Below are 14848 nucleotides of genomic sequence, written 5' to 3'. Positions count from 1 at the left end.
CAGGGTAAGATAACCGCCGTGACAGAAGCAAGGGCCGTCGGCACGAAGGGGGTGCCCCGCGAAGAGCGGGAGACCCAGATCGTGCGCGCCGGGACGGAGGAGTTCGGCAAGAACGGATACGCCGGGGCGTCGATGGTGGAGATCGCGCGCCGGGTCGGTGTCACGAAACCCTTGCTGTACCAGTACTTCGGCTCGAAGGACGGGCTGTACCTCGCCTGCCTGCACCGGGCGGGGGACAGGCTGACCGAAGGCGTCGCCGAGACGATGGCGGCGGAGGCCGAGCCGCCCGAACGGATGCCGCTCGCGGTGCTCTCGGCCATTTTCGAGACGTTCGACAACGACCGGTACGCCTGGAAACTGCTCCGTGACCCGACGGTGCCTTCGACGGGCGAGATCGCCGGCGTCGCGATCGACTACCGCTACCGGCTCGACGGGTTCGCGCTGGTGGGCGCCGCCCAGCTGATGCGCTCGCGGGGCCTGGACGACGATCGCGACATCGAGGCGATCGCCCAGGTGTGGACCGGCGTGGTCGATTCGCTGATCAGCTGGTGGATCGACCAGCCGGATCAGGACGCCGCGGCGATGACCGAGCGGTGCGGGCGGATCATGCGGAACCTGTTCGGCTGGTGAACGAAAAACCACCCCGCCGGGAGATCCCGGACGGGGTGGCTTTCCTCCAGCTCACACTGGATACGGTCGGGGTGCCCGGCGCCGCTCCGGACACCCCGGCCGTGACTCAGGACGCGGCGCTGGATTTGCCGCGCAGCGTGACGTTGGCCGTCGAGGCGTTCTTGATCGCCGTCTCGATCTGCGCCATCGTCGAGGACGAGGACAAGCCCGGCACCGTCGCCGACTTCAGCGCGTAGAGCGTGAAGGTGTAGGGATGGCTGGAGCCGCCCGGGCAGGGGCCGAAGTACTTCTGCGAGTTCGCCCCGCTGCCCATGGCCTTCTGCTTGGCGCCGTTCTGGTTCGGGACGGTGTAACCCGCTCCCAGGCCTTCGGGCAGTGACACTGTGGACCCCGAGGACGCCGGGATGTCCCAGATCGCCCAGTGCAGTTTGTTGCCGTTGTTGGCCACGTCGGCGAAGACGATCGCGTAGCCCTTGGCGCCGGTGGTCCCGGCGCCCCACGCCAGCGGCGGGGAGGTGTCCTGGCCCGCGGTGCCGTCACCGGCGCAGGTGAACTTGTCCGGGATCGAAGCGTTGTCCGCGAACGCGGAACTGGTCAGCTTGAACGCTCCCGGCTGCGCGGCACCCGGGAACTTCAGCCGGACCACGACGTTGTCGATCCCGCTCGGGGTGCCGCCGTTCTTGTCCGCGTTGGTCGAGGTGACCCACAGGCCGCCGTCCGGTGTCTTGGTGACCGAGCGGAGCCTGCCCCAGCGGCCGGAGAACAGCGACTGCACCGAGCCGACGCCGTTGCCCGCCGCGTTGATCTGGGTGGCGAAGAGCTGTTCGCTGGTGACCGCGGCGACGTAGATCCAGTCGTTGACGATCTCGATCCCGCTCGGCCCGCCGGAACTGGTCGGCCAGGTCTTCTTCGGCGCGACCGTGCCACCGCAGGTTCCGCTGGTGCCCTCGCACTGGGGCCAGCCGAAGTTGCCGCCCTTCTGGATCAGGTTCAGCTCGTCCAGCTTGCCGTCACCGAACTCCGATGCCCACAGCTGGCCGCGGGAGTCCCACGCGAGGCCCTGCGGGTTGCGGTGCCCGAAGCTCCACACGTAGCGGGCGTTGCCGCCGGTGGAGAAGAACGGGTTGTCGCTCGGAGCCGATCCGTCGGGGTTGACCCGCAGGATCTTCCCGTTGAGCGATCCCTTGTTCTGCGCGGTGTCCTTGTTCTGCCCGTCGCCGGCGGTGGCGTAGAGCTTGCCGTCCGGGCCGAAACGCAGCCTTCCGCCGTTGTGGTAACGGTTCTTGGCGATCCCGGTGAGCACCGGGGTCGAGGCCGACGACAGCTTTCCGTTGTCGTAGGTCATCTTCACGATCCGGTTGTCGCCGGACGCCGTGTGGTACAGGTAGATCGCGTGATCGGTGGCGTAGTTCGGCGAGATCGCGATGCCGAGAAGGCCGCCCTCGCCGTTGGTGCCGACCGCGCCGGGCACCTTGCCGACCGTGGTCTTCTCACCCGACGGCGTGATCCGCAGGATCTCGAACCGGTCCCGTTCGGTCGCCAGCGCCGTGCCGTCCGGCAGGAAGTCGACCGACCAGGCGAGGTCCGCCTTCGTGATTTCCTTGTCGTACTCGGGAATCCCGCCGCCCGCCGCGCCGCTCGTCTTCGCGGTCAGCGCGGTGCTCGCGGCCGACGCGTTGCCGTCGAGGTCGCGCGCCTTCACCGTGAACGTGTACGACGTGTTCGCCGTCAGGCCGGTCACCGTCGCTTCGAGCGAAGGCGTCGTCGCGACCTTCGTGGTGCCCTGGTACACGTCGTAACCGGCGATGGTGCCGCTGTTGTCCGTGGAAGCGTTCCACGCCAAGGAGACGCTATTCGCGGTCACCGACGTCGAGCGGAGGTTCCCCGGCACCGTCGGCGGTGTGGTGTCCCCGCTGGACGGCGTCGTGAACTGGACGACATTGCTTTGCTGCGAGGGGTTTCCGGCCGCGTCGAAGGCGCCGACCGAGATGTCGTAGGCCGTGTTCGGCTGCAGGTCGTCGACGGTCGTGGTGAGCGTGTTCCCGTCGACGGTCTTGAGCACGTTGCCGCCGCGCATGACGTCGTAGCGGACCACGCCGACGTTGTCGGTCGCGGCCTCCCAGGTGAAGGTGGCGCTGCGGGCTTTGATGTCCTTGGCGGCCAGGTTCTTCGGCGGGGTCGGCGCTTCGGCGTCGACCACCCCGCTCGCGGTGAGCTTGTCCGCGTTGGGCCCGCCGTTCGCGGTCGTCGCGGTGGTGCGGATCTTGTTGGCCCCGGCGGCCAGCGTGACGTCCTTCGTGACGGTCTTCCAGGTGGTCCACGCCCCGGTGCCGGGGAAGGACAGTGTCCCGGCGGCGGTGCCGTTGACGGTCAAGGAGACCGGCCGGTCGATCGTGGTTCCGTTGGCGTAGCGGAAGGTCAGTGTCTGGGTTCCGGCCTGCGCGGCGTTCACCGTGTACTCGACATAGCTGCCGGCGACGTTGTCGAAGTTCACGAACCCGGTGCCGGAATAGCCGGCGTGGTTCTTTTCGACGGCGCCTTGGGAGATCGTCGCGGCTTCGGATTCGTGATCGGTCGGTGCCGCGCCGGCGGGCAGAGCCGGCAGGACAGCGAAGGTCATCGCCGTCGCGGCGGCACACGTGAGCAACGCGCGCCACGGTGGTCGGGGTGCCACTGGAGCCTCCATGCGTGAAGTTCGGGGTCGGGAGGTGCAACGGCGGACCGGGCGAGCCCGGCGGGGGACGTGGAGTTTAGTTAGGAAACTTTCCTATCTATGAGTCAGATCACACACCAGAGGGTGCTTCGTGTCAATACTTGACCAACATCAACACGGAGGGTCACCCCCGAAAACCGCGTTTAGTCCTCTGGATGCGGTCCTTGCGTGTGCAAGGACCGCATCCAGAGGACTAAACGCGGATGAAAGAGGTGTCGCGGCCAGTGGGACACCTGGCCTCAGGGCCGGCGGGTTGCGAAAGTGGCTTTCGCAACGCTGAAGGTTGCGAAAGTGGCTTTCGCGACACCCTCAAGCCTGCGACACCCTCCTGCGACACCACCCAGCCAGAGCAGCAACCCCGCCCGACGCGCGTGAAGGCCCCCTTCCCTCGGCTCAGCCGAGGGAAGGGGGCCTTCACGCGGAGACAAAAGAGTCAGCCGGCGATGTCCGCCCGCGCGATCACCTTCGTGATCCGCGCCCGCACCAACGACTCCTCCGGGACGGCGTTCCGCTTCCCATAGGCCTCGGCCTTGTCCTCGCCCATGTACCGCCCGCCGAGCCTGGTCGCCCATTCGAGCATCTCGTCGAGGTCGTTGTGCAGCACGGCTTCGGCGGTGAACTGCACATACGAGTACGGCGGCTTCTGGTCGTCGACGGCCAGCGAAAGCCGCGGGTCGCGTCGCAGCGCCTTCCCCTTGAGGGTGTCCGTGCCGGTGGTGAAGATCAGCTCGTCACCGTCCGGCCCCTCGTTCAGCAGGAACCACACCGGCGTCACGATCGGCGCCCCGCTGGCGCGGACCAGGCCGAGCATGCCCGTCCGTGTGCCCTCGCTGGCGAACTTCCACCATTCGTCCCGGCTCATTTCACGCATGAACCAGACGCTACCGCCGCCCGCGGCGCCGGGCACCCCGGTCACCCGTGCGGGGTGCGAGGGGCGGCGACTAGCCTGGCCTGCTGTGCGAGACGACGAGCTGACCGGGATGGGGCTGGCCGACGAGGGGCTGACCCGCCGCCTCAAGGCGCTGGCCTGCACCGCGCCCTTGCACGACCTCGACGCGCGCAAGGCGAAGCTGGACTGGGCGGACGCCACGATCTACCAGATGGCCGAGATCGCCCTGCATACGATCGACCAGGTCACCGTCTCGATGGACTTCGACACCGGCGCCGACCACGAACAGGTGATCGCGCGGCTGCTGCCGTTCGTGGCGCTCCAGGCGCCCGGCCGGACGCCCGACGAGCACGCCAAGGTCGCCCGGTGGGTGCTCGACAACCTGATCAACGTCGGCACCACCGATCGCGGGTTCCGCCGCGTCTACGGCTCCATCGGTCCCGGCGGCGGCTACCAGCGCCGCCAGTTCGACTTCAAACTGCTCGTCGAGCTGGCCGCGCCCGACGGCGAGGTCTACCTGCGCGCCACCGACGAGGCGATCAACGTGCTCGTCGGCGCGCTGGACACCGACGTCGAGTCGGCCCAGATCGCGGCCGAGGTCAAACTGGAGAACCTGATCAACCGCGGCCGCCTCGCCGACGCCAAGCTCGCGGCGGAACAGGCCCGCTACCGGACGGTCCAGTACGGCGAGACCCTGCGCGCCAAGCTCGACGCCACCCGGCGCGACGTGCGCGCGGTCGACTGGGAGCGCGAGGTCCCGGACCTGCTGGATCAGGCGCTGTCCCATATCGAGTCCCGCTTCCGCGCCGAGAACGCGATCCTCAAGAACATCACCGCGTCGAGGGACGAGACCGAGGACCTCGACCGCAAACGCCGCGCGGCCGAACTCGTCGACATCGTCGGTGACTGCATCCGCCGCCACACCCGGCTCCAGTCGCGGCTGGCCGACGCGGGCGCGGTGTTCCGCGCCGAACAGGACCGTCAGCAGTTCTCCGGGCCGCCGCAGCGCGCCACGATCGACCTGTTCGGCCAGCTCCTGATGCCGACGCTGGGCCTGCCGATCGCCGAAGCCGTCGCGCCCGCCGAATCGTTCTTCCACGCCGGCGCCGGGATCTCCCCACCGACCGTGCCGTCGCTGTCGTCACTGGTGTCGCTGCTGCTGCGGCCCGCCCCCGAACGCGATCAGCTCGTCGGCGAGATCCCCGAACCCGAACTCATGCCCGCCGAGGTCACCGACAGGTTCGGCGACGAGCAGTGGCGCCTCGCCGACGACCTGCTCGACCTGCCGGAGGTGCCGCGGCGGCTGTCCGGGCTGCTCGAAGAAGCCCGCCGGATCGATCCCGGGCTGCCCGCCCTGGTCGCCCTGCGGGCGGTGCACGCCTACAGTCCCGAGGTCGGCGCAGCGCTGAGGCTGGGGGAGCGCCAGGTGCTGCTGGCCGTCGACGACGGCACGCTGCTCGACGACCCCGAGTTCGGCGGAGCGGATCTGCTGCTTTCGTCGGCCAGGGTCGATCGTGAAGATCAAGAAGAGGAGGAGGTCGCGTGACGACAACCGGGGACGTCGAATCCGCGGCCAGGCTGGTTTCCTTCGGGATGCGCCCGAAGCAACTGCCGTCGCGGGACGTCGTGTACGGCGACCTCGTCCGGCGCTACGGCGAGGACAGGGCGTTCAAACAGCTCACGCACGCGGTCGCGGCCGGGCTCGGGCTGATGGTGCTGGAGGTCAACCTCCAGGCCGGCGCAGTGCTGGCGGCGACCGACGAGTCCGTCTTCGAGATCAAGATGGACAGCTACGCTCGGCAGAGCAAGATCCGCGAGCGCCGTGAGACCGAGAAGGTCCTCCATGGGCTCGTCCACCTCGCGACCGCCGCGCTCGGCTACCCGCGCCCGGACGATCTCGCCAACGACACCTACATCGGCCGCGTCAGCGTCGAGCAGGTGGACGCGATGGTGCGGGAGGCCTGCCGGATCCTCGACGAGCGCGCGGCGGAGGCGGAGGCGAACAACGACCCGCTGGCCGACGCGCCCGAACTCGAACAGGCCTGGCGCGCCTACGCCCGGCGTCCGGCCGCGGCGGCGACCAAGGACGGCAGGCTGGCGTCGGACACCACGCGCGGCATGGTCGCGCGCGCCCTGCGTTTCCTCGCCGATCAGGGCTTTCTCGTCCAGGTCAGCGGAGAACAGGGCGGGACCTACCGGACGACGCCGCGCTATCAGGTGCAGGTGCGCGAACTCGCCGCCGACGCGGCCTTCGACGATCTGCTGGAACTGAACGTGGTCTCGGTCGCGAACGGCGGCGGGACGTTGCGCGCGGCCGCGTCGGACACGCTCTAGCGGGCCGGCGAGCGGAGCAGTGGTGATGAGCGGAAATCAGCCGATGCGAACCCGCCCGGGCCGGAGGCCCCGCTATCGCGGCGGCAGGGCACCGGGAAGCGGAGCGTGGGCGGCAACGGGAACCAGGGCCCTGGCGACGCGATCGCGGACGCGGGTTCTCGGTTAGGGGAGGGAAGAGATGTACGAGCTTTCGCGGGTTCGCCTGCACTCGGTGGGTCCGGCGGGCGCGCGGTACCAGGATGTCGTGCTGGACTTCAGCGGCGTCGGCGCGGCCATCACCGCGCCCAAGCAGGACGCGCTGTTCAGCGCCGGGATCCACCTCGCGGGGGAGGGGCCGCCGCGGCGCCCGTCGCCGGCGAGCGTGCTGTTCCTGGAGAACGGCGGCGGCAAGTCCGTCCTGATCAAGCTGATCTTCTCGGTCATGCTGCCCGGCCGCCGCCAGGTCGTCGGCACGACGAACACCAAGGTGCTGGAGAAGTTCGTCGCCGCCAAGGACGTCTCGCACGTCGTGCTGGAATGGCTGCAGGTCGAGACCGGCCACCGGGTGATCACCGGCAAGGTGTCGGAATGGCGCGGGCACGTGGTGTCGGCGGATTCGGAGAACCTCGTCGATTCCTGGTACTGCTTCCGGCCGACGCCCTCGCTCGATCTGGACTCGCTGCCGCTGACGTCGGACGGCAGGCTGCTGACGATGTCCGGCTTCCACGACCAGCTCGACAAGGTGCACGGCGGCGAGCCGGAACTGGAGCTGTTCTGGACGCGGCGTCACCACGAGTGGACGTCCAGGCTCGACGGCCTCGGCCTCGACACCGAGCTCTTCCGGTACCAGCGCGCGATGAACGCCGGTGAGGGCGAGGCGGCGGACGCCTTCGCGTTCAGCACCGACGAGGCGTTCGTCGAGTTCCTGTTGCGCGCGGTGCTTTCGGAGGAGGAGCCGAAGGATCTCGCCGAGGTCGTCGCGACCTACGCGCACAACCTCGCCCAGCGCGGGGATCTGTTGTCGGAGCGCGATTTCGTCGCGGGGGCGCTCGATCTGCTCACGCCGCTGGCGGAGGAGGAAGGCGTCGCCGCCGCTTCACGGAAGCTCGCCGACGCCGCCCGCGCCGAGATGCGGACGCTGGCCGGTCAGGTCGCCGCGCGCGACAAACTGGAGAACGAGCGGCTGAGCGGACTCGAACAGCACGTCGACGAGGTGAAGTCCGCGGAGAAGCTGGCCGAGGGTGACCACCGCCGTCTCGCCGCCGGGGTCACCGAACTCCGCCGCCTGGTCGGGAAACTGCGGCTCGAGGAAGCGCAGGAGAGCAAGAAGCGGATCGACGGCGAACTGGCCGAGGCCAAGACCGCCGCCGAGGCCTGGCGTGAATGCGCCACCGTGCTCAACCACCTCAACGCCTCCCGCAAGGCCCGCGATTTCCGGGAACTGGTGGGGAATCGCGAGCAGAAGGCGCAGCCCGCGCTGCAGGCGCGCAACGCCGCCGCGGGCGCGCTCGCGCGGGGACTGCTGGCGCTGGCCAAGAACGCCACCGAGCAGGCGGCGAAGGCCGAAGCCCATGTCGGCGCCCTGCGTGCCGAGGCGGAGAAGGCTCAGGCGGAACGCGACGAGTCGGCGAACCTCGCGGCCTCGCGCCGGGCGGAGGCCCGCGGGCTGGGCGCGCGGATCGCCGAAATCCGTGAGGAGATCGCGGAAACCGTCCGGTCCGGCGCGCTCAAGGCCGGTGCCGACGTCGCCGAAGCGGCGCGCGCGGCCAGGACGGAAGCCGAGGAGACCGCCGCGGAACTCGTGCGGCGCGAACAGGAACTCGAACGCGTCGCCGAGGATCTGCGGTCCGCGCAGGCCACCGTCAACGACGCGCACCGCCTCGCGGGGTCCACAAAGGACCGTCTGGAACGCGCGGCCGACGAACTCGACCGGGCCAACCGGCGCACCGACGCGCTCGCCGTCGAGCCCCGGCTGAGCGAACTCCTCGGCGCGGACGACGTCACGCTGGAGACGGATCTCCCGGTGCTGCTGGAACGGCTCCGCGAGGCGGGTTCGGCCGCGGAGAAGGAACAGACCGCGCTGCGGATGGAGGAATCCGTCGACGAGCGCGCGCTGAACGCGCTCGGCTCGGGCGGCCTCCTGCCCGCCACCGAAGAGGTCCAGGCCGCCTTGGACGCGCTGGAAGCCGCCGGGATGAACGCGTGGTCCGGCTGGCGCTACCTGTCCACTTTGGACAAGAAACGGCGGGCGGCCGTACTGGCCCGCGCGCCCCAGCTGGTCTCGGGGATCCTGCTCAACGAACCGGAGCAGGTCCGGCTGGCCGAGAAGGTCCTGGCGGAGCGGCGTCTGCTGCCCACCACGATCATCCCGGTCGCCACGACCGAGGCCACCACGACCGACCGCCTGCCGGACGAGGCCGGGATCGCCTTCCTCGTGCCGCCGAATCCGGCGATGTACGACGAGGAAGCCGCCGACGCCGAGCGCGAGGCCATCGCGCTCCGGCACGCGGAACGTCAGCGCCGGCTGGAAGCGCTGGCGACGTCGCTGGCCGACGACAGCGCCCTGTCGTGGAAGCTCAAGACCTGGCGCGAGGACTACCCGCCCGGCAGCATCGCGACACTGGCAGAGCAGCTCCAGAACGCGCGCACCGCGCACGAAACCGCGCAGACCGCGTTGGAGCAGGCGGAAAAGGAGTTCCAGCGCCTCGGCGAGAAGGCGGCCGGGCTCCGGGAACGGGTCCCCGAATTGCGCGCGGCTTCGGCCGAGGCGGGGGAGCGGGCTCGCGGGCTCGAAACACTCGCCGCGCGCGCCGCGAAGATTCCCGAGTGGACGGACGACGTCGAACGCGCGACCGAGACCGCCGAGCGGGCGGAGGCGACGGCGTCCGAGGCCGCGGCGAAGGCTTCCCGGCTGCGCGAGCAGGCGAGCGAGGAGCAACGCACCGCCGACGGGCACCGGCGCACGGCGACGACCGCGAAAGCGGAACTGGCCGAGGTGCCGGGATCGAGTGACGTCACCGAAAACGACCCCGTGCCCACCGAACCGGTGGACGCGTTGCGGCGGACTTTCGCGTCGGCTTCCGAGGCATACGCGAAGGTGGAGGTCGGCAGCGACCTCCGTGCCGAACTCGACCAGGCCGAGAGTGTCGAGGCGTCCGCTCGGGCGGCCGTGGAGGCGCTGGACGACGCCGTCCGCGAGCGTGCCTCGGCGTTGCTGGAGACACCGGACGGCTCCGACGCTTCGGCACGGGCGGCGGCGCAGGCGCGGGCGAACCGCGCGGTCGCGGTGCTGGAGGAGGAACGCACCGAGATCGTCGGGCTCGTCGCGACTCGCAAGGCGGAGCTGAGCCAGCTTCCGGAGCAGCCGTCGGCGCTGGCCGCGATCACGTCCGACGCGCGGCCGAAGGACATCGAGCACGGCCTGGCGCTCATCGACGACGCCAGCCTGGAAGTGTCCGCCGCCGCGCGGAAATGGGAAGAACTGCAGGAGCGCCGGGCCGCGGCCGAAGCGACGCTGGAGTCCGCGAAGGCATCGGCGTCCGGCTTCGGCCTGCTGGCCGAATCCATGGCGCACCTCTTGTCCAAAGAGGACGAGCAGGCGGCGTTCGACGGCGATGTCGAATCCGCGCGCGCCAAGCACTCCCGGCTCAACACCTCGCTCACCGAGGCGCAGGACGCCGCCGACGCGGGAGACCGCCGGGTGCGCGCGGCGGCCGACCAGCTGGCGCAGTACGCCACGGACAAGCGGTTCGAGAAGCTCAGCACGCCGGTGCGGCAGCAGGTGATCTCGGTCCGCCGCGATCAGCTGCCCGCCCACGCCGCCGAATGGGCGGAGGCGCTGCGGCCCCGGCTGCGCACGCTCACCGACGATCTCGCGCAGATCGACCGGCACCGCGGCGGCATCATCACCCGCCTGCAGGGCATGGTCGACGGCGCGCTGCGCACTCTCCGTGCGGCACAACGGGTTTCACGGCTGCCGGACGGTCTCGGCGACTGGTCGGGCCAGGAATTCCTGCGGATCCGCTTCACCGAACTCGAAGAGAACGTGCTCGCCGAGAAACTGGGCGAGGTCGTCGACGAGGCCGCGGTGGGGAAGACCTCCGACGGCCGGGATGTCAAGCGGGACGGGCTTTCGCTCGTGCTGCGCGGCGTGCAGGCCGCCGCTCCCAAGGGTTTCCGGGTCGACATGCTGAAGCCGGACTCCGTGCTGCGGACCGAACGGCAGCGCGTCTCCGAGATCAGGGACGTCTTCTCCGGCGGACAGCAGCTGACCGCGGCGATCATCCTGTACTGCACCCTGGCGGCGCTGCGGGCGAACAACCGCGGCAAGGCCCGCAACCGGCATTCCGGCGTGCTGTTCCTCGACAACCCGATCGGCCGCGCGTCGGCGGGCTACCTGCTGGAACTGCAGCGCGCGGTCGCGGAGGCGCTGGGCGTCCAGCTGATCTACACCACCGGCCTTTTCGACGCCGGCGCGCTGAGCGAGTTCCCGCTGATCGTGCGGTTGCGCAACGACGCGGACCTGCGGGCGGGGCGCAAGTACCTGTCCGTCGACGCGACGATCCGGAACGCGACCGACGAACTCGGCGAGCCCGACGGCGTCGCGCGGCTCTCGGCGACGCGGCTGTTCACGCGACCGGCGGACGAGCCGGAACCGGAGGAGGAGACCGCGTAGTGGCACGCGGTGGCACCAAGGGGCACGCCGTGTTAAAGTGCGTCCATGAGCGTTCAGCACGAGATCTCTCAGCGTGATCTCCGGAACCGGTCCGGCGAGATCATGGACGCGGTCGAGCACGGTGAGACCTTCACTGTGACCCGTAGCGGTTCGCCGATCGCCCAGCTGGTTCCGCTGTGCCGACGGCACGCTGTTTCCCGTGACCAGTTCGCCACCGGCTCGGCGAACGCTCCGCTCATCGACCCGGACAGGTTCCGCGCGGACCTCGACGACGCTTTCGAAGGGGAGGCGGAGGATCCCTATGGCCGCTGAGGTCCACGGCCTGCTCGACACGAACATCCTCATTCTCCGGCGGTCGATCGATCACGCCCAGCTGCCGGATCTGATGTCGATCAGCACGATCACGCTGGCCGAGCTTTCGGCGGGTCCGCATTACGCCGCCGACCCGGCCGAACGCGCCCGGCGCACGGATCTGCTGCAACGGGTGGAATCGGAATTCGATCCACTGCCGTTCGGCACCGAGGCGGCCCGCATCTTCGGCCGGGTGTCGGCGTCCGTGCTCGCGATGGGCAGGACGCCCCGGCGCCGGGTGGCCGACCTGATGATCGCCAGTGTCGCCATCGCGCACCGGATGCCGTTGTACACCACCAATCCGCAGGATTTCGAAGGCCTGAAGGAACTTCTCGACGTCGTTCCGGTCACCCGGCCGGCTTGAGGCCTTCCCGAGCCGCGGCCCGGTACTGCCCGGGAGCCTGACGGCGAGCGCGGCGGAAGGCCCGGCTGAACGCGTACACCGACGTGTAGCCGACCGAGTGGGCGATGGTGTCCACCGTGTCGTCGGTGTCGCGCAGCCGGACGGCGGCCAGGTCCATCCGCCACTGGGTCAGGTACTCGCCGGGCGTCCGGCCGGTGGTTTCGCGGAAGCGCCGGGTCAGCGTGCTGCGCGAGGTCGCCAGTTCCGCCGCGAGCAGGTCGGTGGTCCACGGTTTCGCCGGGTCCTCGTGGATTTTCGCCAGCGCCACGCTGATCAGCGGATCACCGAGGACGCCGAGCCAGGTTCCCCGGGCCTCGGCCGGTTTCTCGGTGCGCCACGCGCGGAGCAATTGGACCAGCAGGATGTCGACGAGCCGGTTCAGGACGAATTCGGTGGCGATCTGCGGTGAGGCCAGTTCCCGCGACAACAGCCGGACGGTGTCGTCCAGCCCGCCGCCGACATGGTTCGCGCGGATGTGCACCAGCTCCGGCAGCGTGGCCAGCACCTGGGTGGACACCGCCGGGTCGTAGTCGTAGGACGCACCGAGGACATGGGTGTCCACCTCGCCGGACCCGAGGCGCAACACGCCGCCGCAGGCCCGCGCCTTCTCCGCCGCCGTGCACAGGTTGGGAATGATCGCGACGTCCGGAGCGCTGCGCAGAGTGTGCTCGGGGCCGTTCGGCAGCAGGACGACGTCGCCGGGCATGAGCTGCCGCGGCGGATGCCCGGCGAGTTCCAGCCAGGCGGAGCCGCAGGTGACGGCGTAGAAGGCGGCGCGGGCGATGCCGTGCCAGAGGATGCCCCACGGTCCGGACGCCTCGATGCGCGCTCCGGTGGCGCCGCGGACGCCGCCTACGGCGAGCGCTTCGGCCAACAAGTCCATGGAGTCGAGGATAGTGCGACAGATGGATATCTTCGTGGCGTTTTCAGGCATCGAAACGGTCATTGGGTGCCGCATACGATCGAGGACATGACCGACACGTTCGACTTCGACCAGATCAACCGCACCGTGATCGCCGAGTTCCGCGAGACCGGCGGCAAGGCGGGCGGCATGTTCGAGGGCTACCCGCTCGTCCTCGTCCACCACACCGGCGCGAAGTCCGGCGCTCAGCGGATCGCGCCACTCGTCCCGCTTCTCGAGGGCGACCGGATCTTCATTTTCGCGAGCAAGGGCGGCTCGGACGACAACCCGGCGTGGTTCCACAACCTGGTGGCCAACCCGGACACGAAGGTCGAACTCGGCACCGAGACCTTCCCCATCCGTGCGCGGTTGCTCGCCGGCGCCGAACGCGACGAGGTCTACGCCAGGCAGTCCGCGGTCATGCCGCAGTTCGCCGAGTACCAGAGCAAGACCAGCCGCGTCATCCCGGTCTTCGAGCTGGAGCGGGTCTAGCCCCTTCGGGAGTGGTTCTAGGTACATGAAGGCCCCCTTCCTGTACATAGGCGCAAGGAAGGGGGCCTTCATGTACTTGGCAAGGTGTGAAGGTCGAGTTTCCTCGGCTGAGCCGAGGGAAGGGGTCCTTCACGCGCAGCCGCTGTGACTGCTGGTGCAGATGGGACACAGGTGGCGATTGCCGAGGCCTTCACGGACCGGGCCCGGGGAGCCATCTGGCCAGGCCGAGACAAGAAAGGTCATGACGACGGGGGAACGGCCATCCCGCGCAAGTTGAACCGGATGCCGAACCGTTCCGCCAGTCCGGGCACGGTGATCTCGGTGATCAGCTTCCCGGTCACCCGATCGAACCGCTTGATCTTGACGGGGGTCTCGCCGTCGAACGTCTCCTGCGTCAGGGTTATCGACCGGTCCGTGAAGATCGCCTGGCTGGACGAATCGCTGTCCGAGGTGAACCCGGTGTCGAACCGCGGCGTGGTGACCCCGGAGGCGATTTCGGTACTCATGATCCGGCCGTCGGCGGCGAGCCATTCGAGGCGGCCCTCCCGCACCGCCCTGGCGTCGTATGTCTTCTGCGAGAACGTCTCGGGGTCGACCAGTTTCTCGGTGATGGGGCGTCCCCCGCCGTCGAGCAGGGGCTGTTCGGTGTACTGACCGTTGCCGGTGTTCCACGAAACGATGGTCATCCGGGGCTTTCCGTCGGCGTCGGTGTAATCGGAAAGGAATGTGATGACACCGTCGTGACAGGGCACGTGCCGGTTGTGATCTCCCGCGTCGAAGACTCCCCGCCACGCGAGGGCCTTTTCCTTGCCTGCGGTCGCCGGATACAGCTGGGAAAGCAGTTCCGGCTGCGCACTGGGATCGACCTTCGAGCGCATGCCGGGAATCTTGGCCGAATCGGCGAAATGAGTTCCGGGGTCGGTGGCGATTCCATTGAGGACGCCGCCGCACAGCGCGTTCATGAAGTAGTTTCCTTCGACCCGGTAAAGCTGGGAACCGGTCGAAGTGGTGACGGCCACCTGATTGGTGTAGCCGGATTCGGAGAAGCCTTCGTTGTAGACCGAGACGAAACCCTTGCCGCCGGGTAATGCGAAAGCCGACTGCTGATGCCCCGCCTTCTTGTTCTCGAAGCTGACCAGCCCGTCGTTGCCGAGAATGTAGTCGCGGGTGTCGTCGCTGAAGAACAGCCCGGTCTCCGACCACGCGATATGCGACTCGGCCATGCCGCCGGTCTCGATCAGCTGGTTGCTTCCGTCGGCCCGCACCAGGACCAGATAGGCGGGCTGCCGCTTTTCCGGCGGGTTGTCGGCGGAGGTGTCCGGGTTGAGGTAGAAAGCGACGACGGTTTCGCCGAGCTTCACCGTATTGGGGTCAGCTGCTCCGCCGTCCGGCGAAGTACAGGCCGTCACGGCCAGGAGTGCGCAGGCGGCGAGCGCGACGAGTCGGGGGAGGCGCACCGGACCGGATCCTCTCAGACGGTG

At 69.3% G+C, this 14848-nt stretch carries 11 protein-coding genes; 7 read left to right on the top strand and 4 right to left on the bottom strand.

Going from position 1 to position 14848, the window contains the following annotated elements:
* The first annotated feature begins 18 nt into the window (after positions 1 to 18).
* Positions 19 to 630, top strand: coding sequence for a TetR/AcrR family transcriptional regulator (locus DMH01_RS08845; RefSeq protein ID WP_233621456.1), 612 nt, complete (start codon positions 19 to 21; stop codon positions 628 to 630).
* A gap of 106 nt (positions 631 to 736) precedes the next feature.
* On the opposite strand, the gene DMH01_RS08840 is transcribed toward DMH01_RS08845, so the two are convergent.
* Both DMH01_RS08840 and DMH01_RS08830 read right to left on the bottom strand, forming a co-directional pair.
* Positions 737 to 3250 (bottom strand): PQQ-dependent sugar dehydrogenase, encoded by a 2514-nt coding sequence (locus DMH01_RS08840; protein ID WP_199745475.1) that lies wholly within the window; start codon positions 3248 to 3250, stop codon positions 737 to 739.
* Between the two features lie 526 nt (positions 3251 to 3776).
* Positions 3777 to 4214 (bottom strand): PPOX class F420-dependent oxidoreductase, encoded by a 438-nt coding sequence (locus tag DMH01_RS08830; protein WP_125674977.1) that lies wholly within the window; start codon positions 4212 to 4214, stop codon positions 3777 to 3779.
* Between the two features lie 109 nt (positions 4215 to 4323).
* Between DMH01_RS08830 and DMH01_RS08825 the strand changes: the two genes are divergently transcribed.
* The 5 genes from DMH01_RS08825 to DMH01_RS08805 all read left to right on the top strand — a co-directional run bounded on the left by DMH01_RS08825 (position 4324) and on the right by DMH01_RS08805 (position 11935).
* Positions 4324 to 5778 carry a hypothetical protein gene (locus DMH01_RS08825; protein WP_125676633.1) on the top strand — a complete coding sequence of 485 codons (1455 nt, stop codon included), beginning with the start codon at positions 4324 to 4326 and terminating at the stop codon, positions 5776 to 5778.
* 47 nt (positions 5779 to 5825) lie between these two features.
* A complete protein-coding gene (locus DMH01_RS08820; protein ID WP_046199931.1) occupies positions 5826 to 6566 on the top strand; it encodes a hypothetical protein in 741 nt (246 codons plus the stop codon).
* A 178-nt stretch (positions 6567 to 6744) separates the two neighbouring features.
* The gene (locus DMH01_RS08815; RefSeq protein WP_125674975.1) at positions 6745 to 11220 is read left to right on the top strand and encodes a hypothetical protein; all 4476 of its coding nucleotides are present in this window, start codon (positions 6745 to 6747) and stop codon (positions 11218 to 11220) included.
* Between the two features lie 45 nt (positions 11221 to 11265).
* Positions 11266 to 11532 (top strand): type II toxin-antitoxin system Phd/YefM family antitoxin, encoded by a 267-nt coding sequence (locus DMH01_RS08810; protein WP_037320919.1) that lies wholly within the window; start codon positions 11266 to 11268, stop codon positions 11530 to 11532.
* Positions 11522 to 11935, top strand: coding sequence for a type II toxin-antitoxin system VapC family toxin (locus tag DMH01_RS08805; protein WP_125674973.1), 414 nt, complete (start codon positions 11522 to 11524; stop codon positions 11933 to 11935). Before DMH01_RS08810 ends, DMH01_RS08805 begins: the two co-directional genes overlap by 11 nt.
* Here DMH01_RS08805 and DMH01_RS08800 read toward each other — a convergent pair.
* Positions 11919 to 12857, bottom strand: coding sequence for an AraC family transcriptional regulator (locus DMH01_RS08800; protein ID WP_125674971.1), 939 nt, complete (start codon positions 12855 to 12857; stop codon positions 11919 to 11921). The two genes, DMH01_RS08805 and DMH01_RS08800, sit on opposite strands and share 17 nt — an antisense overlap.
* Positions 12858 to 12944: 87 nt before the next feature.
* On the opposite strand from DMH01_RS08800, the gene DMH01_RS08795 reads away from it, so the two are divergent.
* Positions 12945 to 13367, top strand: a complete 423-nt coding sequence (locus DMH01_RS08795; RefSeq protein ID WP_125674969.1) for a nitroreductase family deazaflavin-dependent oxidoreductase — start codon at positions 12945 to 12947, stop codon at positions 13365 to 13367.
* A gap of 239 nt (positions 13368 to 13606) precedes the next feature.
* Here DMH01_RS08795 and DMH01_RS08790 read toward each other — a convergent pair whose 3' ends face one another.
* Complete coding sequence (locus DMH01_RS08790) at positions 13607 to 14824, bottom strand: hypothetical protein (RefSeq protein WP_125674967.1); 1218 nt, start codon at positions 14822 to 14824, stop codon at positions 13607 to 13609.
* Between the last annotated feature and the right edge of the window lie 24 nt (positions 14825 to 14848).

Origin of the sequence: Amycolatopsis sp. WAC 04182 (genome assembly GCF_003947465.1) — a bacterium.
GTDB lineage: Bacteria > Actinomycetota > Actinomycetes > Mycobacteriales > Pseudonocardiaceae > Amycolatopsis.
The sequence above is the reverse complement of the archived record's forward strand: the minus strand, read 5'-3'. Positions and strand labels throughout refer to the sequence as shown.

Bases quoted from the DNA above. Each gene is read 5' to 3' on its own strand.
- DMH01_RS08840 (WP_199745475.1), bottom strand. From the start codon at position 3,250: ATGACCTTCGCTGTCCTGCCGGCTCTGCCCGCCGGCGCGGCACCGACC.
- DMH01_RS08830 (WP_125674977.1), bottom strand. From the start codon at position 4,214: ATGCGTGAAATGAGCCGGGACGAATGGTGGAAGTTCGCCAGCGAGGGC.
- DMH01_RS08825 (WP_125676633.1), top strand. From the start codon at position 4,324: ATGGGGCTGGCCGACGAGGGGCTGACCCGCCGCCTCAAGGCGCTGGCC.
- DMH01_RS08820 (WP_046199931.1), top strand. From the start codon at position 5,826: ATGCGCCCGAAGCAACTGCCGTCGCGGGACGTCGTGTACGGCGACCTC.
- DMH01_RS08815 (WP_125674975.1), top strand. From the start codon at position 6,745: ATGTACGAGCTTTCGCGGGTTCGCCTGCACTCGGTGGGTCCGGCGGGC.
- DMH01_RS08810 (WP_037320919.1), top strand. From the start codon at position 11,266: ATGAGCGTTCAGCACGAGATCTCTCAGCGTGATCTCCGGAACCGGTCC.
- DMH01_RS08805 (WP_125674973.1), top strand. From the start codon at position 11,522: ATGGCCGCTGAGGTCCACGGCCTGCTCGACACGAACATCCTCATTCTC.
- DMH01_RS08800 (WP_125674971.1), bottom strand. From the start codon at position 12,857: ATGGACTTGTTGGCCGAAGCGCTCGCCGTAGGCGGCGTCCGCGGCGCC.
- DMH01_RS08795 (WP_125674969.1), top strand. From the start codon at position 12,945: ATGACCGACACGTTCGACTTCGACCAGATCAACCGCACCGTGATCGCC.